This window comes from Flagellimonas aurea, from assembly GCF_017313785.1.
Taxonomy (GTDB): domain Bacteria; phylum Bacteroidota; class Bacteroidia; order Flavobacteriales; family Flavobacteriaceae; genus Flagellimonas; species Flagellimonas aurea.
Map to the genome: position 1 here is coordinate 271,204 of NZ_JAFLNL010000005.1, position 26,027 is coordinate 297,230.

21 protein-coding genes, 2 tRNA genes and 1 pseudogene are annotated in these 26,027 nt (G+C 42.3%); 15 read left to right on the forward strand and 9 right to left on the reverse strand.

Features of this window, described 5'->3' with window-relative positions; all coding sequences use genetic code 11:
• Nucleotides 1-18 precede the first annotated feature (18 nt).
• From J0656_RS11255 to clpX, 7 genes are all read left to right on the forward strand, one after another.
• Entirely contained in the window at nucleotides 19-735 is a 717-nt protein-coding gene (locus J0656_RS11255) for a pyridoxine 5'-phosphate synthase (RefSeq protein WP_207033798.1), read from the forward strand.
• Nucleotides 735-1,505: an alpha/beta fold hydrolase gene (locus tag J0656_RS11260; RefSeq protein WP_207033800.1), complete on the forward strand. Its 771-nt coding sequence runs from the start codon at nucleotides 735-737 to the stop codon at nucleotides 1,503-1,505. The genes J0656_RS11255 and J0656_RS11260 overlap by 1 nt, the downstream gene beginning before the upstream one ends.
• Before the next feature lie 137 nt (nucleotides 1,506-1,642).
• Nucleotides 1,643-3,151 (forward strand): SGNH/GDSL hydrolase family protein, encoded by a 1,509-nt coding sequence (locus tag J0656_RS11265; protein WP_207033802.1) that lies wholly within the window; start codon nucleotides 1,643-1,645, stop codon nucleotides 3,149-3,151.
• Between the two features lie 78 nt (nucleotides 3,152-3,229).
• A complete protein-coding gene (locus J0656_RS11270; protein WP_166246891.1) occupies nucleotides 3,230-3,574 on the forward strand; it encodes a phage holin family protein in 345 nt (114 codons plus the stop codon).
• 99 nt (nucleotides 3,575-3,673) lie between these two features.
• Nucleotides 3,674-4,996 carry a trigger factor gene (gene tig, locus J0656_RS11275; RefSeq protein ID WP_207033804.1) on the forward strand — a complete coding sequence of 441 codons (1,323 nt, stop codon included), beginning with the start codon at nucleotides 3,674-3,676 and terminating at the stop codon, nucleotides 4,994-4,996.
• A 90-nt stretch (nucleotides 4,997-5,086) separates the two neighbouring features.
• Nucleotides 5,087-5,767: an ATP-dependent Clp endopeptidase proteolytic subunit ClpP gene (gene clpP / locus J0656_RS11280; RefSeq protein WP_207033806.1), complete on the forward strand. Its 681-nt coding sequence runs from the start codon at nucleotides 5,087-5,089 to the stop codon at nucleotides 5,765-5,767.
• An 86-nt stretch (nucleotides 5,768-5,853) separates the two neighbouring features.
• Nucleotides 5,854-7,089 (forward strand): ATP-dependent Clp protease ATP-binding subunit ClpX, encoded by a 1,236-nt coding sequence (gene clpX, locus J0656_RS11285; RefSeq protein WP_207033807.1) that lies wholly within the window; start codon nucleotides 5,854-5,856, stop codon nucleotides 7,087-7,089.
• On the opposite strand, the gene J0656_RS11290 is transcribed toward clpX, so the two are convergent.
• Both J0656_RS11290 and J0656_RS11295 read right to left on the reverse strand, forming a co-directional pair.
• The gene (locus J0656_RS11290; protein WP_225603457.1) at nucleotides 7,086-7,631 is read right to left on the reverse strand and encodes a hypothetical protein; all 546 of its coding nucleotides are present in this window, start codon (nucleotides 7,629-7,631) and stop codon (nucleotides 7,086-7,088) included. The two genes, clpX and J0656_RS11290, sit on opposite strands and share 4 nt — an antisense overlap.
• Nucleotides 7,632-7,802: 171 nt before the next feature.
• Entirely contained in the window at nucleotides 7,803-9,317 is a 1,515-nt protein-coding gene (locus J0656_RS11295) for a GH3 auxin-responsive promoter family protein (RefSeq protein WP_207033809.1), read from the reverse strand.
• Nucleotides 9,318-9,415: 98 nt separating this feature from the next.
• Here J0656_RS11295 and J0656_RS11300 point away from each other — a divergent pair, with 98 nt between their 5' ends.
• From J0656_RS11300 to J0656_RS11310, 3 genes are read left to right on the forward strand one after another with little or no spacing between them, the layout of a single operon-like run.
• Complete coding sequence (locus J0656_RS11300) at nucleotides 9,416-10,210, forward strand: DUF2797 domain-containing protein (protein WP_207033811.1); 795 nt, start codon at nucleotides 9,416-9,418, stop codon at nucleotides 10,208-10,210.
• A gap of 45 nt (nucleotides 10,211-10,255) precedes the next feature.
• Nucleotides 10,256-11,539 (forward strand): APC family permease, encoded by a 1,284-nt coding sequence (locus tag J0656_RS11305; RefSeq protein WP_207033813.1) that lies wholly within the window; start codon nucleotides 10,256-10,258, stop codon nucleotides 11,537-11,539.
• Between the two features lies 1 nt (nucleotide 11,540).
• Nucleotides 11,541-12,302, forward strand: coding sequence for a DUF6090 family protein (locus J0656_RS11310; protein ID WP_207033815.1), 762 nt, complete (start codon nucleotides 11,541-11,543; stop codon nucleotides 12,300-12,302).
• Nucleotides 12,303-12,329: 27 nt separating this feature from the next.
• On the opposite strand, the gene J0656_RS11315 is transcribed toward J0656_RS11310, so the two are convergent.
• From J0656_RS11315 to sppA, 3 genes are read right to left on the reverse strand one after another with little or no spacing between them, the layout of a single operon-like run.
• Nucleotides 12,330-15,032, reverse strand: coding sequence for an AsmA-like C-terminal region-containing protein (locus J0656_RS11315; protein WP_207033816.1), 2,703 nt, complete (start codon nucleotides 15,030-15,032; stop codon nucleotides 12,330-12,332).
• Between the two features lie 35 nt (nucleotides 15,033-15,067).
• Entirely contained in the window at nucleotides 15,068-15,775 is a 708-nt protein-coding gene (locus J0656_RS11320; RefSeq protein ID WP_207033818.1) for a queuosine precursor transporter, read from the reverse strand.
• A gap of 43 nt (nucleotides 15,776-15,818) precedes the next feature.
• A complete protein-coding gene (gene sppA / locus J0656_RS11325; RefSeq protein ID WP_207033820.1) occupies nucleotides 15,819-17,579 on the reverse strand; it encodes a signal peptide peptidase SppA in 1,761 nt (586 codons plus the stop codon).
• A gap of 69 nt (nucleotides 17,580-17,648) precedes the next feature.
• Here sppA and folK point away from each other — a divergent pair, with 69 nt between their 5' ends.
• A complete protein-coding gene (gene folK / locus J0656_RS11330; protein ID WP_207033823.1) occupies nucleotides 17,649-18,794 on the forward strand; it encodes a 2-amino-4-hydroxy-6-hydroxymethyldihydropteridine diphosphokinase in 1,146 nt (381 codons plus the stop codon).
• A 115-nt stretch (nucleotides 18,795-18,909) separates the two neighbouring features.
• Here the strand turns inward: folK and J0656_RS11335 are convergent, their stop codons facing one another.
• Nucleotides 18,910-19,449 (reverse strand): RNA methyltransferase, encoded by a 540-nt coding sequence (locus J0656_RS11335; protein WP_207033825.1) that lies wholly within the window; start codon nucleotides 19,447-19,449, stop codon nucleotides 18,910-18,912.
• Nucleotides 19,450-19,596: 147 nt separating this feature from the next.
• Here J0656_RS11335 and mutS point away from each other — a divergent pair, with 147 nt between their 5' ends.
• The 4 genes from mutS to J0656_RS11355 all read left to right on the forward strand — a co-directional run bounded on the left by mutS (nucleotide 19,597) and on the right by J0656_RS11355 (nucleotide 23,503).
• Nucleotides 19,597-22,179, forward strand: a complete 2,583-nt coding sequence (gene mutS, locus J0656_RS11340) for a DNA mismatch repair protein MutS (RefSeq protein WP_207033848.1) — start codon at nucleotides 19,597-19,599, stop codon at nucleotides 22,177-22,179.
• Between the two features lie 75 nt (nucleotides 22,180-22,254).
• Nucleotides 22,255-22,327, forward strand: a tRNA-Gly gene (locus J0656_RS11345).
• Nucleotides 22,328-22,384: 57 nt separating this feature from the next.
• A tRNA-Leu gene (locus J0656_RS11350) sits at nucleotides 22,385-22,469 on the forward strand.
• A gap of 131 nt (nucleotides 22,470-22,600) precedes the next feature.
• Nucleotides 22,601-23,503, forward strand: a complete 903-nt coding sequence (locus tag J0656_RS11355) for a YihY/virulence factor BrkB family protein (protein WP_207033827.1) — start codon at nucleotides 22,601-22,603, stop codon at nucleotides 23,501-23,503.
• 14 nt (nucleotides 23,504-23,517) lie between these two features.
• Here the strand turns inward: J0656_RS11355 and J0656_RS11360 are convergent, their stop codons facing one another.
• The 3 genes and pseudogenes from J0656_RS11360 to J0656_RS11370 all read right to left on the reverse strand — a co-directional run.
• Complete coding sequence (locus J0656_RS11360) at nucleotides 23,518-24,831, reverse strand: serine hydrolase domain-containing protein (RefSeq protein ID WP_207033829.1); 1,314 nt, start codon at nucleotides 24,829-24,831, stop codon at nucleotides 23,518-23,520.
• Between the two features lie 60 nt (nucleotides 24,832-24,891).
• Nucleotides 24,892-25,692 (reverse strand): helix-turn-helix transcriptional regulator, encoded by an 801-nt coding sequence (locus J0656_RS11365; protein ID WP_207033831.1) that lies wholly within the window; start codon nucleotides 25,690-25,692, stop codon nucleotides 24,892-24,894.
• Between the two features lie 147 nt (nucleotides 25,693-25,839).
• Nucleotides 25,840-26,027: pseudogene (locus J0656_RS11370) on the reverse strand (gluconate 2-dehydrogenase subunit 3 family protein); the annotation flags it as partial.

Below are 26,027 nucleotides of genomic sequence, written 5' to 3' on the forward strand. Positions count from 1 at the left end.
CATTCTAAAAAGAACTACATGACAAAGTTGAGTGTCAATATAAATAAACTGGCAACATTACGAAATTCTAGAGGCGGCAATGTGCCCAACTTGATAACTTCCACCAAGGACATCGAATCTTTTGGAGCGGAAGGCATCACCATTCATCCACGCCCCGATGAAAGGCACATACGCTACCAAGATGCACGGGACCTTAAAAAGGTGGTGACCACGGAGTTCAATATCGAGGGGAACCCGGTTCCAAAATTTATCGACCTAGTGCTCGAGGTAAAACCCACACAGGTTACTTTGGTACCCGATGCGGAGGACGCCATAACCTCAAACGCAGGCTGGGACACCCTAAAACATAAAGATTTTTTGATTGATGTGATCAAAACCTTCAAGGAAAACGGCATTCGCACCTCCATCTTTGTAGACCCAGATGTGCAAATGGTGAAGGGCGCGGCAGAAACAGGTACGGACCGCATAGAACTCTACACAGAAAGCTTTGCCCATGAATTCGCCAAAGGCAATAAAGAAGGCGGAATAGCACCTTTTGTTGAAGCGGCCAAAATGGCACACGAAGTTGGGCTTGGACTCAATGCAGGGCACGACCTCAGCTTGGACAACATCAAATTTTTCAAAGAACACATCCCACATTTATTGGAAGTATCCATAGGGCACGCATTGATTTGCGAATCACTTTATCTTGGACTTGAAAATGTGGTGAACATGTACTTACATAGATTGAAATAATGGAAATACTACATTCAAAAATATTGGGCGAAGGACAACCTTTTATCATTCTACATGGATTTTTGGGCATGTCAGACAACTGGAAGACATTGGGCACCCAATATTCCGAAAACGGGTATGAGGTACATCTGATAGACCAACGTAACCATGGCAAAAGTTTTCATTCCGAAGAGTTCAATTATGATATATTGAGTGATGACGTCATCGACTACATGGATCACCACAGTATAGATTCAGCCTATGTGATGGGGCACTCCATGGGAGGCAAAACAGCGATGCAGTTGGCCACATCACACCCGGACAGGGTAACCAAATTGATAATTGCTGACATTGCACCCAAGTTTTACCCGGCCCACCACCATTTTATCTTCAACGGTCTATCCCACTTGGATTTCGACAAGATTTCGGATAGACGTGAAGCAGACGAAGAACTGTCAAAACATATCAAGGAAAGGGGAATCCGCCAATTCTTGCTCAAAAACCTGTATTGGGAAGAAAAAGACAAATTGGGGTTCCGTTTTAATTTTGATGTTCTCAAAGAACGAATGGACGAAATCGGAGAGAACATACCCTCCAATGCCGTTTACGACGGGCCCACCCTATTCTTGCGCGGCGACCGCTCGGAATACATCCAGCCAAACGACTTCGCAGAAATCAAAAGACATTTTCCCCAAGCCGAAATAGAAACCATTGATAAAGCCGGGCATTGGTTGCATGCCGAGAACCCGAAACAGTTCTACAACAAGAGTCTTGCGTTTCTGAATTCTTAAAATTCAGCCCTTTTTATTATGCATGCATAACTTTTTCACCTATTTAATTGTCTGTATGACAAATTTGATATAGATTTGGTTAATTCTGGTTCTTACCACAACAATTAACATAAACTAACTGTAACAGATTTTTTGATATGAAAAAGTTTTATGCCTTTCTCCCATTTCTAGGCTTATTCTTGATAGCATGCGAAGATGATACAACCCCACCCGAAACGACTGGCCCAGACCCAGTGGAATATACATCAGGATCTGCGGATTTTTCCAATTATGTTGCCGTAGGAAACTCATTGACAGCAGGTTTCTCCGATAACGCCCTATTTATTGATGGACAAACAGCGTCCTTTCCCAACATGCTTGCATCAAATTTTGCACTTGTGGGAGGCGGAAGTTTCGAAATCCCTTTTATGGCGGACAACTTAGGAGGAATGACCTTAGGAGGAAACGATATTCCAGGATTCGACAATAGACTAATCCTCTCCTTTTTAGGCGCAAGTCCAAGTCCGGTTCCAATTGAAGGTCAAGGATCTACCGAGATTTCAAATAAATTAACAGGAACCTATAACAACATGGGCGTGCCCGGCGCTAAAAGTTACGAATTGTTAGCACCTGGATATGGTAGTGTAACTGGCGTGGCCATGGGAACTGCCAATCCTTATTTTGCGCGTTTCTCATCTTCAGAGTCCGCAACTGTAGTCGGAGATGCCGCCGCTCAAGGAGCAACCTTTTTCACCGTTTGGGTCGGAGCAAACGATATTCTGCTCTATGCCACGGGAGGAGGTACAGGTGTTGACCGAGCCGGGAACGTAGACCCTAGCACCTACAACAGAAATGACGTTACCGATCCCAATGTTTTTGCAGGATCATTGGATGCAATACTACAGGCGATGACGGCCAACGGAGCAGATGGCGCCATTGCCAACCTACCGAATGTAACGGACATCCCATATTTTACAACTGTACCACACAACCCAATTCCATTGGATGCGGCCACAGCTGCTTATCTGAACAGCGCTGAAGCATACGGTGCATACAACGCCGGTTTAGCGCAGTTGCAACAACTTAGTATTATCACCGAAGAAGAACTAGAAAAACGAACCATCTCTTTTGCCGCAGGTGAAGGAAACGCAGTGGTAATCATCGATGAAGATTTGACCGATTTGACAGGCTTCAACCCTGCATTGATCAACATGAGACAAGCCACAGCAGATGATTTATTGGTACTTACGGCAAGAAATCATATCGGAACACTTGCGGACCCGGACATCCCAACATCCATAAACGGTGTTGCGGTTCCTTTGGCGGACAAATGGGTCCTTACCCCAGAAGAGCAGACCATTGTGGAAACTGCATTAACGGCTTACAACCAAACAATAGCAGGTTTGGCCACGGCCTATGATCTGGCATTTGTAGATGCCAATGCATTGTTGGCCGAACTTAACGCCAATGGATTCCAACAAGCTGATGGAAGCGTTGTGGACGCAACTTTTGCCACAGGAGGAGGATTTTCTTTAGATGGGGTCCATCCAGCACCTAGAGGTTATGCCATTGTGGCCAACGCCTTTATCGACGCCATCAACACAAAATACAATTCGAATTTGCCCGGTGTAAATCCTCTAGATTATACTGGACTATATATTGACTAGACAAACATTATTTTATTTATCTTAAAGGCACCGAAATTCGGTGCCTTTTTATTTTGTAACAACTAATCATTCAAACCCATGAAACTTATTTTAAGACTTTTACTCAATGCCTTGGCCGTAGTAATATTGAGCTACGTTCTGCCGGGTGTAGGTGTTTCATCCATGTTTACTGCTATTATCGTGGCCGTAGTATTGAGTTTGCTCAACTTTTTGGTAAAACCGATCCTGGTCATCCTTACCCTGCCCATTACCATTTTGACCTTGGGGCTTTTCTTATTGGTAATCAATGCAATAATTATTCTATTGACCGCAAACCTGATAGATGGCTTCCAAGTCGAAAGCTTTTGGTGGGCCATCATTTTTAGTCTTTTACTCTCCTTTTTACAGGCAATTTTACACTCCGTTTTAAAAGAAGACCAGTAGAAATTCTAATGTTTGAAAGTCAACAGTTTAAAAACTTGGCAGCAAATCAAAAAAGAGTTACTTTTGCATCCCATTTTTAGAAAGCAAATTAGGTAGGAAATGAATATAACCAAAGAGCAGATTGACGATCTTAATGCAGTAGTAAAGGTTGCCATAAGCAAAGAAGACTATCAGGATAAAGTAGAGAAAATCCTTAAAGATTATAGAAAGCAGGCCAACATTCCTGGTTTCAGAAAAGGACAGGTTCCCATGGGACTTATCAAAAAGCAGTATGGCAAGGCTGTTTTGGTGGATGAAGTGAACAAATTACTTCAGGACAATCTAAACAAATACCTTACCGAAGAAAAATTGGATGTTTTGGGAAATCCACTTCCCAAACAACAGGACAACTTTGATTGGGACAAGGACAATCTTGATTTTGAATTTGAATTAGGATTGGCACCGAGCTTCGATGTAAACTTGAAGACCAAAAAAGCGGTGACCCAATATAAAATCGTTGCCGATAAAAAGATGATAGAGGAACAAGTGGAACGTATTCAAAAGCAATACGGAAAATTGATTTCCAAGACCGAGGTAGGCAAAAAAGATGAAATCACTGGTTTCTTTGCCAATGAAGAGGAAGAAATCGACCACAAGACCACTCTTGAAATGGACAAGATCAAAAGCAAAAAAGCTATTGATACACTTGTTGGTAAAAAAGTGGGCGACTCCGTTACCTTGAACACAAAAGGACTTTTTAAGGAAGACTACTTGTTGTCCAGCGCCTTGGGCATTGCCCGTGACAAAGCTGAGGACTTAAAAATCGATGTAACCTTTACCATTGAGGAAATCAACGAAAGAGAGCCTGCAGCATTGGACCAAGAACTTTTCGACAAATTGTTCGGGGAAGGTAAAGTGACTTCGGAAAAAGAACTAAAGGATAAAATCAAAGAAGATTCAGAAAAGCAGTTCGAGCAGCAGTCCGATCAAAAACTGTTGAACGACATCACGGAAAAATTGATCGAGGAGACCAAATTTGAACTTCCTGCAGAATTCTTGAAAAAATGGATTCAAATCAGTGGAGAAAATCCTTTGACCGAGGATGAAGCCAAAGAAGAATTTGAAAAATCCGAGCAAGGTCTTCGTTATCAATTGATCGAGGGTAAGATTATCCAAGAGAATGAACTTCAGGTCCAGTTTGATGAGTTGAAGGAATTCGCCAAAGGATTCATCAAGTCTCAAATGGCACAGTATGGCCACATGGACCCAAAAGAAGAAGAATTGGAAAGTGTTGCAGCAAGGGTAATGAGCAATCAGGACGAAGTAAAAAGATTGTCCGAACAATTGATGAGCCAAAAACTTTTGGACCTTTACAAAGAAAAGGCCAACCTTAAGGTGAAGGAAGTTTCTTATGACGACTTCATCAAGGAAGCATATAGCTAAGGCTTCGCTAAAAGAAAATTAAGTATCTTTACGGTGCCGGAAAGCTAATTTTTCGGCACCTTTTTTTTAAGATAAATCGACTAAAATCCTATGGATTACGGAAAAGAATTTAAAAAATACGCTACCCAACATCATGGTATAAACAGTATGTACTATGATAAGCTCATGAGTACCATGTACCCTATGAACATGACCCCGAACATTATTGAGGAAAGGCAATTGAACGCTGTTGCCATGGATGTTTTCTCCAGGTTGATGATGGACCGGATCATTTTTATGGGAACAGGCATAAATGACCAAGTAGCAAACATTATACAAGCGCAGTTGCTGTTCTTGGAGAGTGCAGATGCTTCAAAAGACATCCAAATTTACATCAACTCCCCAGGCGGAAGCGTTTATGCAGGTTTTGGAATTTACGACACCATGCAATTCATAAAACCAGACGTGGCCACTATTTGTACAGGAATAGCAGCTTCAATGGCCGCCGTGCTCCTTTGCGCTGGCGAAAAGGGCAAAAGAAGCGGACTTCCACATTCAAGGGTAATGATCCATCAACCCCTTTCGGGAGCCCAAGGTCAGGCCAGCGATATTGAAATTGCAGCGCAAGAAGTGCTCAAAATCAAGAATGAGCTGTATGAGATTATTTCCAAGCATTCCGGTCAAACCTTCGACAAAGTATACGAAGACAGCGACCGTGACTACTGGATGAAGGCTCCAGAGGCCAAAGAGTATGGTATGATCGATGAAATATTGGTCAGAGAAAAATCATAATTCAAACCAATTGACTAAAAAACAACCACTTAACGTAGAACAAATCCATTTTTTTTACGTTATTGTCGGTTGAAGATTGAATTTATATGGCAAAGGAAAATTTGGAATGTTCTTTTTGTGGTAGAAAAAAGCCGGAAACCAATTTATTGATCGCCGGTTTGGATGCGCATATTTGCGACAGATGCATAGAACAGGCCCACAGCATTGTAGCTGAGGAGTCCAAACAGACCAAAAACCAAGATTTGTCCTCCGAACTGGTTTTAAAAAAACCAATGGAGATACACGAGTTCTTGGACACTTTTGTGATTGGACAGGAAAGAACCAAAAAAGTAATGTCCGTGGCAGTATACAATCACTACAAAAGATTGTTGCAGGCCAAGGGCAAGGACGAGGAAATTGAAATCCAAAAAAGTAATATTGTAATGGTAGGGCAGACCGGTACTGGAAAAACCCTTATCGCCAAGACCATTGCAAAAATGTTGAACGTGCCATTGGCCATTGTTGACGCCACTGTGTTGACAGAGGCCGGTTACGTGGGCGAGGATGTGGAAAGTATTTTGACCCGTTTGCTCCAGGCCGCCGATTACAATTTGGAAAAGGCGGAGCGAGGGATTGTGTTTATTGATGAAATCGATAAAATTGCCCGAAAAAGCGATAACCCTTCCATTACCCGAGATGTATCCGGTGAAGGTGTTCAGCAAGGGTTGTTAAAGCTCTTGGAAGGTACTACCGTAAACGTTCCACCAAAAGGAGGACGCAAACACCCGGACCAAAAATTCATCGAAGTAAATACCGAAAACATACTATTTGTAGCAGGTGGTGCTTTTGATGGCATCGAACGCATCATCACCAAACGTTTGAACATGCAAGCGGTAGGTTATAGTGCTTCCAAGGCTGAAGAAAATTTAGACCAAGAAAACATTCTACAGTATATCATACCAAAAGATTTGAAGGAGTTCGGACTTATTCCTGAAATTATAGGAAGACTGCCCGTTCTTACCCACATGAATCCTTTGGATGCAAAAACGCTAAGAGCTATACTTACAGAGCCCAAGAACGCAATCATCAAACAGTATGAAAAGCTCTTTGCCATGGATGATATAGAATTCACCATCACAGAGCAAGCATTGGACTATATTGTTGAGAAGGCCGTAGAATACAAACTCGGGGCGAGAGGATTGCGCTCCCTTTGCGAGGCCGTCTTCACCGACGCTATGTTTACACTACCAAGCAGCGATGAAACGGAATTCAAGGTCACCAAGGGTTATGCAGAGAAAAAACTCTCTTACGAAACCGTAAAAAAATTAAAAGCAGTCTCTTAGACTGCTTTTTTTGTGACATTTTCCAATAGTTCCAAACTTACTTCAGAGATGATTTTCTCGTCAGAATAGAGTGTGTGTCCAAAATTGGGTACAATCCTAAGGTTAGCGGCGGCCCTTTTGGCCCACTTAAGACTAGGTTTCTTTTTATCGCACTCACCGAAAATTAGCTGTACGTTAGTAGTAAGTGGCATTTGTTCCTCCGATTCAATACCAATTGCGGAAATCGCAGTAATTGATTTTGCCGGCAAGCCTTTCAATGATGCTTTATAGACCACTGTTGCCCCTACGCCAAAGGCCAAATAATGAGCCGGTTCGTTTTCTTTTCTAATCAAGTTGGAAACAGCTCTTTCAATTCCATTGTCTTCAAAAAAAGCTTTATCAATGTTTTCTTCAGAAAAAATGGAAACATCTACATTGCCCAATTGCTGACAATCGTGGAAAACAATATCGTAGTATTGTTGTAGGTAGCCAAAGTATGAAGCTATCCAAAGCCCTTTTTTTGCACCCCATTTATCTGAGATTACAACAAGTTTTTCTGCCATGATTTAATGGTTTTGTGTTTGATAAAAGATTTGATGGGAGGAATTTCATCAATAAACGTCGCAAATCCTCTTTTATTTGTTCAAAAGAAACCTTTCCACGACGAATGGGCCAAATCTACGAAAACGTTTTCGTAACTCTATCATAAAGTTCAATCTTATATACAAGAAAAGTTATTGGACATTCATATTCAGTAACTCTTCGATGCAGTTACGGTCATTGGAAAGCCTCGGAATCTTATGCTGCCCTCCCAATTTGTTCTGGGATTTAAGCCAATTATGGAATAAGTTTTCCTTGGCTACGTGCACCTTGGGCATCTTTAGGGTAATGTTGTTATAGCGTTTGGCTTCGTAGTCGGAGTTCAAGGATTTCAGTGCATTGTCCAACATTTCGGTAAAATAGGCAATATCTGCAGGTGGCCTTCTAAACTCAATGATCCATTCATGGGCCCCTTTTTCCTTATCCGTCATAAAAATAGGTGCGGCCGTATAGTCCATAATTTCTGCTTCGGTCTTTAGGCAAACCTGTTTTAATGCCTCCTCTGCATTTTCTATGATCAGTTCCTCACCAAAAACATTGATATGATGCTTGGTTCGGCCAGTTATCTTTATACGATAGGGGCTTTTCGATGTAAATCGGATGGTATCCCCGATTTTATAGCGCCACAATCCGGCATTGGTCGTGATGATCATGGCATAGTTGACTCCCAACTGCACATCCCACAGCGGAATGGCCTGCTCCCCTTCTCCATCGACACTAATGGGGATAAATTCATAGAAAATACCATAGTCCAACATTAGCAACAGCTCATCAGAATTATTTTGATCCTGAATACCAAAGAACCCTTCCGAAGCATTGTAGGTTTCATAAAAGTTGAACTTTTTCCGGGGCAATAATTTTTTATATTGATTTTTATAGGGTGTAAAACTCACTCCCCCATGAAAATAGACTTCCAAGTTTTCCCAAAGCTCGAATAAATGCGCTTTCCCTGTTTTCTCCAATACCTGATTGAGCAATACCAACATCCAAGACGGAACACCTGCCAAACTGGTCACATTCTCGCGTATACTTTCCTCTATAATAGCTTCCAGTTTAGATTCCCATTCTGTCATCAACGAAACCTTATTGCTAGGAGTACTGCTATATTCGGCCCAAAGTGGCATGTTATCAATCAAGATGGCGGATAAATCCCCAAAAAAGGTCCCGTTGTCCTCATAAAGTTCCTTGCTGCCACCCAACCTCAGACTTTTTCCCGTAAACAATTGAGAGTTTTCGTTATTGTTCAAATAAAGACAAAGCAAATCCTTGCTGGATTTATAGTGGCAATCCTCCAAAGCCTCGGTACTTACAGGGATAAACTTGCTCTTAGCGTTGGTTGTTCCGCTGCTCTTGGCAAACCATTTTATGGATGTTGGCCAAAACAGGTTCTGTTCTCCCCTTCGTGTGCGCTCTATCATCGGGGCAATATCCTCATAGGCAACAATCGGCACCCTGTTCCTGAACTCCTCATACTTGGGAAGGTCTTGGAACCCATATTGCTTGCCGATCATGGTATCCTGTGAAAAATCCAAAAGTTGTCGCAATACCTCATCCTGAACATCCAAGGGATACTTTAAAAAAAGCTCTATTTGGTGGTAGCGCTTTCTCAACAACCAAGAAGCAATGGAATTAAATAAAGGTATTGGCATTTTAGGTATATTTAACCAATAAAGTTAAGGTTAGTACAACTGCTAAAATAGCTTTTCTAACACTCATTTTCAAATAAGACAAACACATTCATTTTAATATGTTATACGAAGGAGTCCTGAAAAAAATGCAAACGGAATTTGGAAGCCCCATTCAATATTTTTTGGTTTTTGAGAACGATTTTATCAACATGAACCAAGCATTGAACAGGGAACTTCAGATAGATTTCATCAAATACCAATGTTTGAACTGCGGGGAAGACAAACCCATTTATAGACAGGGGTTTTGTAAATCATGTTTTTATGAAACACCCCGTGCCGGAGATTGGATCATGAAACCCGAGCTGAGCACGGCACATTTGGACAAAGAGGACCGAGACCTTGAGTATGAGAAAAAAATGCAGTTGCAGCCACACATTGTGTATTTGGCCAACTCCAGCAGTATTAAAGTTGGTGTTACCAGAAAATCGCAGGTCCCTACCCGTTGGATAGATCAAGGCGCACATAAGGCCATAGAGATTGTGGAGGTGCCCAATCGCTATTTGGCAGGTATTACGGAAGTGGCTTTAAAAGATTTTGTCAGCGATAAAACCAGTTGGAGGAAAATGCTCCAAAACGATATTGAGGACGTAGACTTGGTGGAATGGCGCAACAAACTAAAAGCAAGCATTCCCGAAGAGGCCATCGAATATTTTTTGAATGATAAGGAAGAGACCCACTTGGAATTCCCCGTCCTGCAATATCCGAACAAGGTGAATAGCCTTAATTTAGAGAAAACACCAAGCTATAAAGGGGTTTTGAAAGGCATAAAAGGACAATATCTTATTTTTGAGGACAACACCGTTTTCAATGTGCGGGGAAGTGAAGGTTACTTTGTAGGCATTGATTTCAAATAAAACCAAAAGTAAGGACAATCGTCCTTTTCCTGAACCAAATTCAAAATGAGCGATAAAATAGGACTTAGGGACGCCATCTCCATCGGTGTTGGCGGCATGGTAGGAGGAGGTATTTTTGCCGTTTTGGGACTGGCCGTTTCACTTTCAAGGGGAGGAACTCCCTTGGCCTTCCTTTTTGCCGGTATGTTGGCACTCATCACCTCGTACAGCTATGTAAAACTTTCAAATAAATTTGCGGATAGGGGCGGTACCGTAAAATTTATCAATCAGGGTTTTGGTGAAACCATATTCAGTGGTGGAATAAATAACCTGCTCTGGGTAAGTTACATCATTATGCTCTCCCTGTACGCTTCGGCCTTTGGTTCCTACGCCCCAAACCTGTATGCCTTTACTGGCGGCGAAATGGATTTCCATATTTATGCGAGCGGCATCATTATATTGGCTTCCATCATCAACTATTACAGTATAAAGGTCGTTGGGAAGATTGAATCCTATGCCGTGATTATAAAACTCATGATCCTATTGGGATTTATAGGGATTGGAATTTACGGTTTGGTGGGCAATCCCAATCTGGAGCAATTGTCCCCGGAGAAATGGGAGGCCCCGTTGCGGATTTTATCCGGTGGAATGGTAATTTTCGTAGCCTATGAAGGTTTTGAGCTCATAGCCAACTCAGCTCCCGATATTAAAAATCCAGAGAAAAACATTGCCAGGGCTTATTACATATCCATCATTTTTGTGGTCTTGCTATATATCGTCATTGCTGTGGTTACCGTAGGATCTCTTCCTTTTGATAAAATCAAAACTGCGGAGGACTATGTTCTGGCCGAGGCTGCCAAGCCTATGCTGGGCCAAACCGGTTTCACCATAATCACCATCGCGGCCCTTATTTCAACTTTTTCGGCCATCAATGCCTCACTTTATGGGGGTAGTAGAGTAAGTTATGAAATTGCCGAGGATGATGAGCTCCCGCATCAGTTCACCTATCAATTATGGAACCAGCCCATCGGTCTCCTCATAACCGCAATTTTAACATTGACCCTGACCAACACCTTGGAACTGGAGAGCATATCAACAGCAGGTAGCGTGGGTTTTTTGCTCATTTTTGCAATTGTAAATTATGTGGGCTTTAAGTTATCCGCCGATACCAAGGGCAAAAAGGCAATACCCATCATCGGTTGTATTTTATGTGCGATTGCTGTGGTCGTGCTACTCCAACAACAATATTCCAGCAACAAAATCGGAGTCATTACGGCAGTATCCATCATTGCCTTTTGTTTTTTGATAGAAGCCATCTACAAATGGACGAAAAAAAGAAAAAGCTCCTGATATGCTAAAGTTTTTTAGAAATATCCGAAAGCAGTTCATAGAAGAGAAAAAAATCAGCAATTACCTTCTCTATGCCGTTGGTGAGATTGTATTGGTCGTAATCGGTATTCTGATTGCCCTCGCCATTGACAATGCCAACGAACTCAGCATAAAAAAGGAGAAAGAGCAGATTTATCTGATGGGGCTGAAGGATGAATTCCAGACAAGTAAACTAAAATTACAGGAACTGATGAGGGTGAACCGGGCAAGCTATGAAGCTGCCAAGGACATTGTACACTTAATGGACCAGGAAGAAAATCCACCGGAAAAGCAGTTGTCCAAATTGTTCATCGATGCCTTTGCTTCCGATATTTTCTTCAATCCCAACAATTCGCTCTTGTTCGAAATGATCAACTCGGGCAGCCTCAAGGACATTACAAACGATACGTTGCGCATACGGCTTACCAATTGGGTCGCCACCATTGATGACATTGCCAACCAAGAAAAATTTCTTGGCGAACAAAGGACCAATATTGTGGATTGGTTCAGAACCGAGGGCCACAGCATTAGGACCATATTGGAAAATACAGGAATGTCCGCACAATTGGGCATCCAAAAACAACAGAAGCCCATCAGCAATTTATCGTCCTTAAAATCCGTGGATTTTGAGAACAATATTTTACTCTTTATCATTACGAGCCAGTCCACAACGGAGCATTATACTGTTTTAATGGAAGGTTTGGACAACATCTTAAAACTGCTGGAAGCAGAAATTGAACCATAAAAAAAAGGCGGTAAAACCGCCCTTTTTTTAATTCACAGTATCTTTTTTCTTTTTCTTGAGCAGTCCGCCCAAAATGGATTTGGCCGCTTCTTTCACCTCATCCTCTTTTTTGGGTACACTATCGGTTGTGGCTGTATCCTTTTTAGCGCCCAATATATTTCCAATGGCTTCCTTCACTCCATCAGATTTGGTAGTTGTGGTGTCGGACCCATCTTTTTTAAATGCATCGGACAACAAATCCTTGACCTTGTCCTTGCCTTGGTTCACCAGCTTTTGCTTTTGCATCTCCACCAATTTCGAGGTCAATGTCTTCACTCCCGAAGTAAGGTCGGTATTCACGGATGGATTCGTAAAGTTTCCGCCAATGTTCGCTGTTACCGGAATGGTTACCTCCCCTACGCTATCATCGTTCAATTGTGAGATCAGCTTAGTGACTTCCGTGCCCAAATATTTGGCAGGAACATTCAGGGTGGCCGAATAATTCAGTTGCTTATCAAAAGAGTGGCTTCCATCCACATTGATGGCTATATCCTTATAATTTAAGGTAAAAGGCTTCACTTTTACCGTACCATTATCAAAGGTCAGCGCCGTCTTTAATCCATCCAAATTGATTTCCTTGGTGTTCAAAAAACTGAGTTTGCTATCCAATGCGGAAACCAAGGGAGCTTTTTCTGTATCTACCGTTGGATTTAGAAGTTCCGCCAAAAGGTTACCCGAAATCGTGGCCAAGTTCGGTGTAAAATCGTCTTTTAGGTTGCCCGATATTTTAATATCGGAATTGAGCTTTCCTTGAATAGCGGTTGCAAGTGGTGTCAATACCTTGAAAAGTTCCAGCCCCGCAAACGATTCGCCAATATTGAAATTGTTCATTCCAAGATTTATATCGAAAGTGGAAGCTTCTTGCTTGGTGGATACCGAACCGTTCAAGCCCAATGTTCCTCCGAACAAATTGGATGTAAGGTTCTTTACCGTAGCGGTCTCATCCTTGATTACCAATGTTCCCTTAACGTTTTTAAGATTGAGGTTATCATAGACCACCGTATTGGCCGAAGCGTCAATGGTACAATCCAAGAACGAAGGTATTTTGATGCGCTCCTCACCCGAAGTGGTAGAGCCAGTTTCTTGATCTGACCCCTCATTTTCAGATTCTTCGGTTTCCTCGACCATAAAATCGTTCAAGGCAAGTTGGTTGGAACTGAGGGTGAAATTGCCTTCAATATCTTCATCGTTGAACATGAATCCCAACAAATTGGTCAAGGTTCCCTTTGCATCAAAATCGGTACTGCCCGTTTTTCCTTGGAACGCATCCAAGGTCACGGTATTTGGATTAAAGGTCACCGCTGCGGTATTGATCACAACGGGATTTTTGAGTTCTTCCGAAGCATATTCAAAACCTGACACCGATGCCTTTCCGTTGGTCTTGGTGTTCTGATATTGTTTTTTCTCCAAAGAAGCCATGTCAAAGGCCGTGGTCACGTCAGCATTCAGGATACCTTTGAGATTGTAATTTTCCGGCATGGGATAAGCCTGGGAAATGTTGGCCAAATTTATTCTCCCGTCCATATGGGCATTTACTTTGGTATTGCCCATAAGCTCCCGGATTTTAGCGTTCAGGTTAAATTTATCCTCATCAATAAGAAAAGATAGCCTGTTGATGTTCACATAAGTGTCTTCCGTGATACCGGTTTCGTTGTTGATTTCGGTGTCGATATACACATTGCGCACCGATTTGGGCAAATCTGGATATTTGAAGGAAGCGTTTTCCGAGTTGATGGCAATTTTGAAGGTTGGAATATGCTCGTCGTCCACTATCCCCTTGAACTCACCGTTCACCTCAAAGTTTCCAGTGGTCTGTACATTTTCGATATTGGCCGCATAGGCCTCGGGAATCACCGCCAAAAAGTTCTTAAAATCCGAAGATGGGGTTTTAAAGGTAATATCCACTTCTTGATTGTCCTCGTTCACCTTCACAAAACCATCGAACACCAAGGGCAATTGGTTCACGAGCGCCTTGTTCTCCAAAAAGGTGTATTTGTTTTCCGTAAGGTCGATTCCGATTAAGGCATCCAAATTGATCTTGTTCCTGTTCAAGTATTGCGTGCTATCCATTTCAAAGGATACCAGGGCATCCGTCAAAGTCTTTAACTCGGATTTTTCCAAGGAAAGGTCCCCGGTACCAGAGTGGTTCATCTCGGAAATGTCCAATTTCATGCCGCTCGCCAAATCCTCGTAGGTAATATTTGAATTGGTAATGGCGTACGAATCCATATTCAGCGTAAAGTTGCTGCTCGATTCTTCCGATGATGTGGAGGCGGGTTCGTTGGACTCCTTGGCAATATCGTAATTGGCATTGCCCTCTGCATCTGCTTTGATGTGCAACTTGGCTTTATCAATGTTCAATGTTTTGATCACAATCGGCTCATCGGCAGATTTGAACAATTCCTTTATTGACATGGAAAGTTCGATTTCTGAAGAAGCAAATAGGGTATCCCCTTCAAACGGGGCTTTATTTACCAAAGATAGATTTGTAAGCTCCACGTTCGCATATGGAAAGCTCTTCAAAAGGCTCAGGTCTGCATCTTCAAAATCGAAAGTGGCATTAATACTGTTATTGACTTTTGTTTTGATCATCTCTTCAATCTTCCCTTGAAGAAACAATGGGACCGCAATTATAATGGCTAGTAGGACAAGTAGGGTTATTCCGGTAATTTTTAGGGCTTTTTTCTTCATACATGTTTGTTTTACAGCAAATTAAAGGAGAAGCATCAATCCAATGAAATTTCCTCTCCTATTTTTAAGTTAAATCTTTTTCGTAGGATATATACGAAAAAATAGAGCAAAGGGGTGTCGAGCAGCGCAATCATCACCTTAAAAATAAATCCACTGATCAACAGACCATAGAACTTGTCCCATGGCAGAACGCCAAAAATGCACAACAACCCTACCACGGTAAAGGTGTCCAAAAACTGTGAGGAGAAGGTGGAAAAATTATTTCGCAACCAGAGCATTTTTCCTTTGGTCACACCTTTCCAAAAATGATAAATGGTAATATCAACATATTGTGCGGCCAAATAGGCAAGCATGGAAGCCAAAACGCCTAGCGGCGACAATCCAAAAACTGCGGTAAATGTTACATCGTCCACTGGGGACGTGGGTATGGCAGGGGAATAATTGGCCAATAAAATAATGCCCATGGAAAAAAACGAAGCAAAAATACCTGCGGTCACTACTTGATTTGCCTTTTTTTGCCCGAATATCTCAGAGATCAGATCGGTAATCAAAAAAGTGATGGGATAGGGCAAAATGCCCACCGAAAGCTCAAATAAAGGTGCCCCAAAAACGGTAACATCCCCGAACGGACTCCAAGAAAAGAACTTTTGAAATATGAGGTTGGACACCACCAAAGAGGTAATGAACAAAGCCCCTAAATACAGATAAATTTTAAAAGCAAGTCTCTTATCCTTTAGCGTCATATATTACATCAATGCTTCTTTGCAGAATCGTTTTGGCCGATTTTTATTTGATATTTAAACGGAACGGCATCTTGGCCTGAACCCCTTCCTGTTTGGTAAATTGTTTGAATTCCTTGAGGATGTCATAGGCTTCCGAGCCTATTTCTTCCTTAATGAAGGATTCCCCTATTTTGGTTTTTACGGAACCATAATTTTCCATGAACTTTTCAAAACCGGATTTGTATTTGGGATACTTCCGGATTCCGTAGGAGTCCAAGTCGGCCATTTCGGCGGCTGCCGCAATGGCATCGTCCAGATCACCGAGCTCGTCCACCAACCCAAGGGCCTTGGCATCCACTCCGCTCCAAACCCGGCCTTGTGCAATTTCATTTACCTGTTCCACGGTCATATTGCGACCCTTGGACACTCGATCGAGAAAAGTTTGATAGGTTTCCTTGATACTTTCTTGCATGGCATTGCGAAAACTGTCCGTCATAGGTTCAAAAAAGGAATAATCCACGGAGTTTTTGTTGGTTCCCACCTGTTCGGCATTTACACCAATGTTGTCTGCAAATTCGTGAACGTTGGGAATGGTCCCAAAGACCCCGATCGAGCCGGTAATGGTGGTGGGGTCCGCAAAAATTTTATCGCCGGCCACACCTATGTAATATCCACCGGATGCGGCTACATTTCCAAAGGAAACCACTAGGGGCTTTTCTTTTTTGGCCAATTGTATCTCCCTCCAGATGATATCGGATACCAAAGCACTGCCCCCGGGGGAATCTACACGCAGAACAATGGCTTTTACACTCTTATTGTCCACTGCTTTTTGCAAGGCATTGACTATGATTCCCTGTCCAATATAATCCTTGCCACCTTCGCCAAATAAAATCTCGCCTTGAGCATAGATTACCGCAACTTGGTCGGACCCTGTGCGTATCTTCTGCTTGTTCGCCTTTTGTATATAGTCCATAAGTCCAACATAGTTTAACTCGTCATCCACTTCCGCCCCTACCCTTTCTTTGAGCAGATTCTCATACTCATCATAATATAAGATACCATCCAGCAGACCTGAAGAAACGGCATGTTCCGGGGTTTTTCCCCCAAGGGTATCGGCTATGATGTTCAAGTTTTCGGGAGCTATGTTTCTGGTTTCCGAAATATCGTCCACGATTACACTCCAAATGGAAGTGATCAGTTCCTTGATCTGTGTACGGTTTTCATCGCTCATGGTGTCCGACAGAAAAGGTTCCACGGCACTTTTATACTTCCCATGGCGAATAACCTCCATTTTCACCCCTGTTTTTTCCTGTAGCTCCTTATAAAAAAGTACCTCCGTGGCCAATCCTTTAAAATCCAAAAGCCCGACCGGGTTCATGTACATTTCATCAGCGGCACTGGCCAGATAATAATCGCGTTGTGAATACACATCGTAATGGGCCAAAACAAATTTACCGCTGGATTTAAAATCCAATAAGGCTTTTCTGATTTCCCGGGTCTGTGCGATTCCCGCCTGTAAAAATCCTGTGGTCAAACTGATTCCGGCTATATTTTCATCTTCCTCGGCCACCTTAATGGCATGTAGGATTTCATCCAAACCTAATTCTTCGCCCCAAAATCCAGCAAAGGGGTCGGTATCGTCCTTTCCCGTATAATCCAAGATGGGCGAGACCAAACTGAACTCCAGAACCGAGTTCTTTTTCACTACAACGCCGTCATCCACACTTCCTACCAGGGCCATAAATATGAAGAACATTCCAACAATGATCATAAATGCCACCAAGCTCCCCAAAATTGAGGCCAATAGGTTTCTTAAAAACTTCATTCAATAAAATTTAATACGCATCAAATATAACCATTGTAGTATTGTTTTGTTTACTTTGTTTTTTCGATTATGGTCATAAAACAAAAGGTATATCTTTCTTTGGGAAGCAACGTGGGAAATCGCCATGCCAACCTCCAAAAAGCCATTTTCCGTATCCAGCAGAGGGTGGGTTCCATATTGGGCATATCTTCGGTATACGAGAACCCGGCCATTGGATTTGAGGGCGATGATTTCCTGAACATAGCAATTTCCCTGCTGACTCCATTGCATCCAAAGGAATTGTTGGAGAATCTCTTACAGATTGAGCAGGATTTTGGGAGAGTGCGTTCCATTGGTGGCGGTTATAGTTCGCGAACGTTGGATATTGATATCATCTACTACGGAAACGAAGTCATCCAAAATGAAGATTTGGTGGTTCCCCACCCACAGATGCAGCACAGGAACTTTGTTTTGAAGCCTTTGGCCGACATTGCTCCCCAATTTTACCACCCCGTACTTTATAAGGACACGAGAAACCTGTTACAGGAATGCAGGGACAAAACGAGCCTCACCAAGGTCAAATACCAGCTTTTCAAGGATAGGGCCGGACTGTTTTCGCAGTTACAGTTTATCGCCATTGAAGGAAATATTGGTGCTGGAAAAACCACCTTGTCCAAAATGATCTCCGAGGATTTTAATGCCAAACTGGTATTGGAACGTTTTGCGGACAACCCTTTTCTTCCCAAGTTTTATGAGGATCAGTCGAGGTACGCATTTCCATTGGAAATGTCGTTTTTGGCGGACAGGTACCAACAATTTATGGACGATACCTCGCAATTTGATCTCTTTAAAAATTTTATGGTGAGCGACTACGATATTTTCAAATCGCTCATTTTTGCCAAAGTGACCCTTCAAAACGAAGAATTCAATCTATACCGAAAGGTTTTCAATTTTATGTACAAGGAGGTAAAAAAGCCGGATATTTACCTTTATCTCTATCAAAATACGGAACGATTGCTGGCAAACATTAAAAAAAGAGGGCGCGATTATGAGCAGAACATCGATCCGGCCTACCTCGAGAGAATCAACCGGGGATATATGGACTTCATCAAGGGCCATCCCAGTCAGAACAGTGTGATCCTGGATATGGAAAACCTCGATTTTGTGAATAATCCGGCCGATTATGAATTCATTTTGCAAAGGCTCGAAGACAATATGCTTTCATCAAACATTTAAGAGAATTTTTGGAAAATGTTTGGATATAACGAATGGTTTTATTTTATTAGCATCCTCTAAAAGAGAAACTAACTAACTCAGACTTTATATACGGCCCTGTTTTTCAGGGCCATTTTTATTTTTGAGCGTTTTGTTTGCACCAAATGTCCCATACCACTACCCCTGCACTTACCGAAATGTTCAACGAATGCTTGGTTCCGAACTGTGGAATCTCCAGAACAGTATCGCTGGCCGAAACCACTTCCTGTGACACTCCCTTCACCTCATTTCCAAATATCAATGCCACGGTTTTCTTTGAATCCACTTGATAATCATTCAGCATAACGGCATTTTCAGCCTGTTCCACCGAGACTATTTGCACGCTATCGGCTTTTAATTCCTCAACCAATTTCAAAGTGTCTTTTCGGTATTCCCACTCCACACTTTCAGTGGCGCCCAAAGCCGTTTTACGGATATCCTTATGCGGAGGAGTGGCCGTGATGCCGCAGAGATATATTTTTTGAATCAGAAAAGCATCAGCAGTCCGAAATACAGATCCAATATTGTTCAAACTGCGAACATTGTCCAAAATAATGAGGATGGATGATTTTTCAGCTTCCTTAAAACTGTCCACATCCAATCGGTCTAGCTCGCTATTTTCAAGTTTTCGGTTCATTTTTTAAACATTGGGGTAAAAATATCAACAAAAATTTTTGATGGTCGGTGAAAACAATATATTCGTTTCCATCCCAATTTTGGGCAAAAATAACAGAATTAAATCGCTTTGGCAGCCAATAAAAAGAACAAGAAAGTAACCCCGTTAATGCAACAGTACAATGCCATCAAGGTAAAACATCCTGATGCTTTGTTGCTGTTCCGCGTAGGAGACTTTTATGAGACCTTTGGGGAAGATGCGGTGAAGGCCGCCAAAATATTGGGCATTATCCTTACCCACCGGAACAATGGAGGCGATAAGACGGAGTTGGCAGGGTTTCCACACCATTCGTTGAACACCTATTTGCCCAAATTGGTAAAGGCGGGGCAACGCGTGGCCATTTGCGACCAGCTGGAAGACCCCAAGCAGACGAAAAGCATTGTAAAACGGGGCGTGACCGAATTGGTAACCCCAGGCGTTGCCCTAAACGATGACATCCTTTCTGCCAAGAGCAACAACTTTTTGTGTGCCGTACATTTTGGACGCAACAAATTGGGAGTGTCCTTTTTGGATATTTCCACAGGGGAATACTTGACCTCAGAAGGGTCAACAGAACAAGTGGACAAATTGCTCCAGAATTTTTCACCAAATGAAGTTTTGGTCTCCAAAAGCCACCGAAAGGATTTTGTGGAGTGCTTTGGCAATCAGTTCCACAGTTTCTTTTTAGAGGATTGGATTTTTCAGGAAGATTATGCACAAGAGAGTCTGAACCATCATTTTGGGACAAAAACCCTAAAGGGTTTTGGCATAGAACACCTCACCCATGGCATCATTGCCTCGGGCGCCGTGCTGCACTACCTGTCGGAAACACAGCACAGCCGACTACAACATATCAATAAAATACAGCGCATTGCCGAGGAGGAATACGTTTGGATGGACCGTTTTACCATCAGGAACTTAGAGCTTTATCATTCCTCGCACCAAAATGCGGTAACCTTGTTGGACATTATCGACAAGACCATTTCGCCCATGGGCGGACGCTTGCTGAAAAGATGGCTGGCACTTCCGCTGAAAAATGTGGAAAAAATCCAACAAAGGCATCAGGTGGTATCCCATTTAAAAAATGAAGGTGAACAGCTGAACAAGATTCAGGGATACATCAAACAGATGGGCGACTTGGAACGATTGATTTCCAAATTGGCCACGGGAAAAATCAACCCGAAAGAAGTAGTTCAACTTAAAAATTCGTTGGAGGCCGTCGTACCCATCAAGCAATTGGCCCAAAACAGCACTAATTACTCCCTAAAAAATATCGGCGAGCGTTTAAACGATTGTGATGCACTCCGTTCCAAAATAAAAGAAGTCCTCAATGAAGAAGCTCCGGTGAACATTGCCAAAGGCAACACCATTGCAGAGGGCTATTCCGAAGAATTGGATGAGCTCCGTGGCCTCGCATTTTCCGGCAAAGATTATTTGGACAAAATGTTGGAGCGAGAGACCAAAGAAACGGGCATTACGTCTTTAAAAATAGCTTCCAACAATGTGTTCGGTTATTACATTGAGGTCCGGAACACACACAAAGATAAAGTCCCGGAAACTTGGATACGCAAGCAGACCCTGGTCAATGCGGAGCGTTATATTACAGAGGAACTGAAGGAGTACGAATCCAAGATTTTGGGTGCCGAGGAACGCATTTTTCAATTGGAACAGCAACTTTTTGAACAGTTGCTCGTCTGGATGCAGGAATACATTAGCCCCGTACAGCTCAATGCACACTTGATCGCACAATTGGACTGCCTTTGCGGATTTGCCCAACTGGCGAAAGAAAACAACTATGTGGAACCCGTAATCAACGATTCCACCAATATCGATATAAAGGAAGGAAGGCACCCGGTTATCGAAAAGCAGTTGCCGATTGGTGATGCCTATGTGACGAACGATGTGTTCTTGGACCGGGAAGAGCAACAGATCATTATGATCACCGGACCCAATATGAGCGGTAAGTCGGCCTTGTTGCGACAAACTGCATTGATTGTCCTGTTGGCGCAAATGGGCAGTTTTGTACCTGCAACAGAGGCCAATTTGGGCGTAGTGGACAAAATATTCACACGGGTCGGAGCGAGTGACAACATTTCGATGGGCGAATCTACCTTTATGGTGGAAATGAACGAGACGGCCTCTATCCTCAACAACCTTTCGGAACGCAGTTTAGTGCTACTTGATGAAATTGGTCGTGGGACTAGCACGTATGATGGGATTTCGATTGCCTGGGCCATTTCGGAATACCTGCATGAGCACCCGGCCAAGGCAAAGACCTTGTTCGCTACACACTACCACGAGCTCAACGACATGACCAATACGTTTTCGCGCATCAAAAACTACAATGTTTCCATAAAGGAACTGGAGGACAACGTCCTTTTCTTACGGAAATTGGTTCCCGGTGGAAGTGAACATAGTTTCGGAATCCATGTGGCCAAAATGGCGGGAATGCCACAGCAGGTCATCCAGAAAGCGAACAAAATCCTTAAAAAACTGGAAAAATCGCATGCTAGTGAAGAGGTGAGTGACAAACTTCAGGCTTCCCAGAACGAAATGCAATTGAGTTTTTTCAATTTGGATGATCCTTTGCTCGAAGAAATCAAGGAGGAAATTTTGCATTTGGACATTGATACCCTGACACCTGTGGAAGCTTTGATGAAATTGAACGAGATCAAAAGACTGCTGGGAAAAAAGAAAAAGGCTTCTTCCTAAAAAAATTCTTTTATTTTAATAGAAATATTATAAATTTGCATCCGCGCTTGGAAAAAGTGCAGCGTTCTTTAAAATGCGAAAATAGCTCAGTTGGTAGAGCATCACCTTGCCAAGGTGGAGGTCGCGGGTTCGAATCCCGTTTTTCGCTCAACGTCGACTCCGCTCAGTCACCACGGGTGGAGTTTTTTTTTTACATACAAGTCCTGCTCGAGTGGTGGAATTGGTAGACACGCCGGACTTAAAATCCTGTGGGCATTATGCCCGTGCGGGTTCAAGTCCCGCCTCGAGTACAGAAAAACTCCGTAAACTATATGTTTATGGGGTTTTTTGTTGCAATACAGTCAACAATTGAAGCTTTTCCAATAATGCCTATTTGAACTATCTGCTAAATTGCGTTTGATTAATTGATCAAATACATTTTTTGAAAGAGGGCCATACATATTCCGAACGCTTTAAACTTAAAGATTTCCCCCACCTTTTTCTGGACACCTTTAAGGCTTGGAGCAAAGCCAACCCATGGCGATTGAGCGCTGTGGTCGCCTACTACGCCGTTCTATCACTTCCGGCTCTGTTGGTGATCATAATCAATGTGGTCGGATCTATTTGGGGAGTGGATATTGTTGAAGGTCGTTTGACCAACGAGTTTTCTATTGCCCTTGGACCTAATGCGGCCCAAACCATTCAAGATATTATTCAGGACACCCAAAACAAGGATAAAAATTTAATCTCTACAATTATTGGTATCTCTACCTTACTTTTTGGTGCCACGGGGGTGTTCTACCAACTAAAAATATCGCTGAACAAGATATGGCGTATTTCCGGATCGCCTGGATTTAATTTTTGGAAATTGGTTACAGAACGGGCCAAGAGTTTTGCCTTTATTCTGGTAATCGGATTCTTACTGCTTATCAGCTTTATCATAACCGCCGCCATAACAGCCCTCAATGATTACCTAAAAAGTTTTATTTCCGAAGCGGCCGTATACCTCGCATACTTGGTGGATATCATATCATCCTTAGGTATAATCACCGTAATGTTTGCTCTTATGTTCAAGTTCCTGCCCGATGCCAAGATAAAATGGCGAGCGGTTTGGTTCGGAGCATTGATTACCGCCATTTTATTTGTGATAGGTAAGTTTCTGTTGGGCCTCTATTTTGGAGAGGCAAATCCTGGTTCCACCTATGGCGCTGCAGGCGCAATTGTTCTGGTTCTCCTATGGGTTTCTTATTCCTGTATGATTTTATTCTTCGGAGCTCAGTTTACCTATATCTACGCGAAAAAGTACAATATCCTTTTTATTCCTTACAATGAATTGGACAAGTAGGACAGGTCCCCCTTTTACTTTCGTTTTCCTTCAACCACAATCCCCTTCCAGCCCATTAGGGCATCATAGGTTCCCGATTCATTTTTAATAAACTCGAAAGACTCGGCCGCCTTGGGGTCTTCAAAAAAAACAACAGGACTTTCCGCTTTCAACTCTCCTACTTTTTCATCTTCCTGTAAGACAATCAGGTGGTCACCCTCGACCTTGATCTCCAAAACCAACCCATCAAAATCGGCAAAAACATAGGCCCCTTCATATTGTTGGAGCACTTCTTTTTCCAAAATGATTGACTTTCTATTAATTTCCTTAGGATAATCCACGGGTTCTGATTTCATCAACTTGACCATATCATCGATGGTATCAAAAAAGGGCATCCCATCATAATTAGCGAGCAATACAAAATCAAAATGGTTTTCTAAATCACTGTACACCTGAGCCCGGATACCTTTGGAACCACCATCTTTTGCAATAACTCCATTTTTATCCTTCAAAAATGAAGCGTATGGTTCCTGCTTGATGTGATCCATAAATTTTTTGAGGTCCTTGGCCGTTGAAAAAAGACGTGCGCTTCGGAATTCATCTTTCTGTATATTATCAACCGGTTCCAAAGCATCATCTTTAAACACATGATTCTGCGCCATCAGTTTCACTCGATTTTTTTCAACAAAAAAGTGAGCTCCGCTAGAATCCATTCCCAACGGTTCAAAAATTTCGTCGACCACACATTGAGAGAATGATTTTCCATATATTTTAGACACTATACAGTACAATATTTCATACCCAACATTGGAATATTGCACATCCGCCCCAGGTTGAAACAATAGTTTTTGTTCTGTGGACAATTCCAGTATTTCATCCAATGTCAGTAGGTATTCTTCGCCCTCAAAACCAATCAATTCCCTGGGCAGACCAGACTTATGTTCCAAGAGCATTTTCAAGGTTATCTCGTTCCCTTTGGAAAAACCATCAAAATATGTATCCAAGGTCTGATCAATGGAAAGCTTTCCTTCCAACTCCAATTGGGCAACCAAATAATAGGTCATCAATTTGGAAACGGAATGGATATCAAACTGATGATTTGTGGTCACATAGGCCATGTTATTGGGTTGCGCGCTCAAATTATACGCCTTATCCAGCAAAAGTGTATCATTCTTATATGCCAGCACTACTCCGTTGAACTTTCGTAATTCCGTTAACTTAGTGAAATAGGTATCCAGTGAATCACGGACATACGCTAACTTAGTTGAAACCGTTTTTTCCTTTTGGCTTGAATTTTGACCACAGGCCACGAACATCATCACTCCAAAAATGAACAAAAAATACCTCATGTTTTCCTTTTATGCAAAGAACCTACAACCTACGGTAATTTAATTGTAAAAATGGAAACCCTATTGATGGCGCATTAAAAACTCTGGCAGATTATTGAAAAACTGTTGAGGTGCGACCCCACAAATCTTTTTAAAGTCATTGATGAAATGAGGTTGGTCAAAATAACCATAGTCATAGCTGAGCTCCGTGAGTGAAATATCCGGGTTTTTAGCCTTGAATTTGACCAAGTCCAATATACGTACGGTAACGATGAATCTCTTAAGACTGTACATCACTTCTTTTTTAAAGGTTTTACCCAAGTATTGCCTGGAACGCTCAAATTGATGGCTTAACTCATTCACGGTAACTTTACCCTGTTTAGCATAGATATATTCACAAATGTCGCGAACCAACGCCATGGAGGGAGTTGGTTCCATCGTATTCTGAGTCATGAATTCCTCTGCCAAAGAGAATTTTTCGGTCACTTCATTTGTTCTGAAAACTTGTTCATGAAACGAAATCAAATTTGCATCGAGATGACTTATATCGACTACTCCGGAGTCTTGTAATGTTGAGAAGAAATAAGCGTTTGCCCATGGCTGTAATTTGATGGTGAAAAAAGTCAGTGAGTCAGCTGCTTCAATTCGGTATGGAGGTGTTACATCATGAATGGTAAAAATCCTGCTGTCAATTGGAGTACAATTATGATCACGGCCGAAATGAAAAACGCCTTTGGTTTCTTTGAAAAACACAAAATCATAACAGCAATCGTCTATAACTGGTATACGGCGATTAGCCTTTTCCTTGCCCAAATGGATGTAGTAACATTCCCTAAAAAATGAATCAAAAGGTTCTTGGGGACTGTAGCTGACTACATTCATTGGGTATTGAGATTTAGAAAGTTTTTAAGATAATAATTGTGGCTCACAATTTTAAAAAACAATCCAAAATAGATATTCATCATATCCTGTTTATTAAAAAGCCCGCACTTTTGGTGCGGGCCCTTTACATTTTATATATGTTATCATCTACGTCAACAAATTACCATCCTCGTCCCATTCCGCGATAACGCCGCGTTGGCTCTGGTCCACGCATTTGGCCAGCCATTCCTCGTCGTAGGCCACACCGTGCTGGTCCAGGACGTCCTGTGGCACCCCGTCCCATACATTGGGCATATTTCCCTTGTAACCGATCTCCTCTATCCCGATCTTGCTCG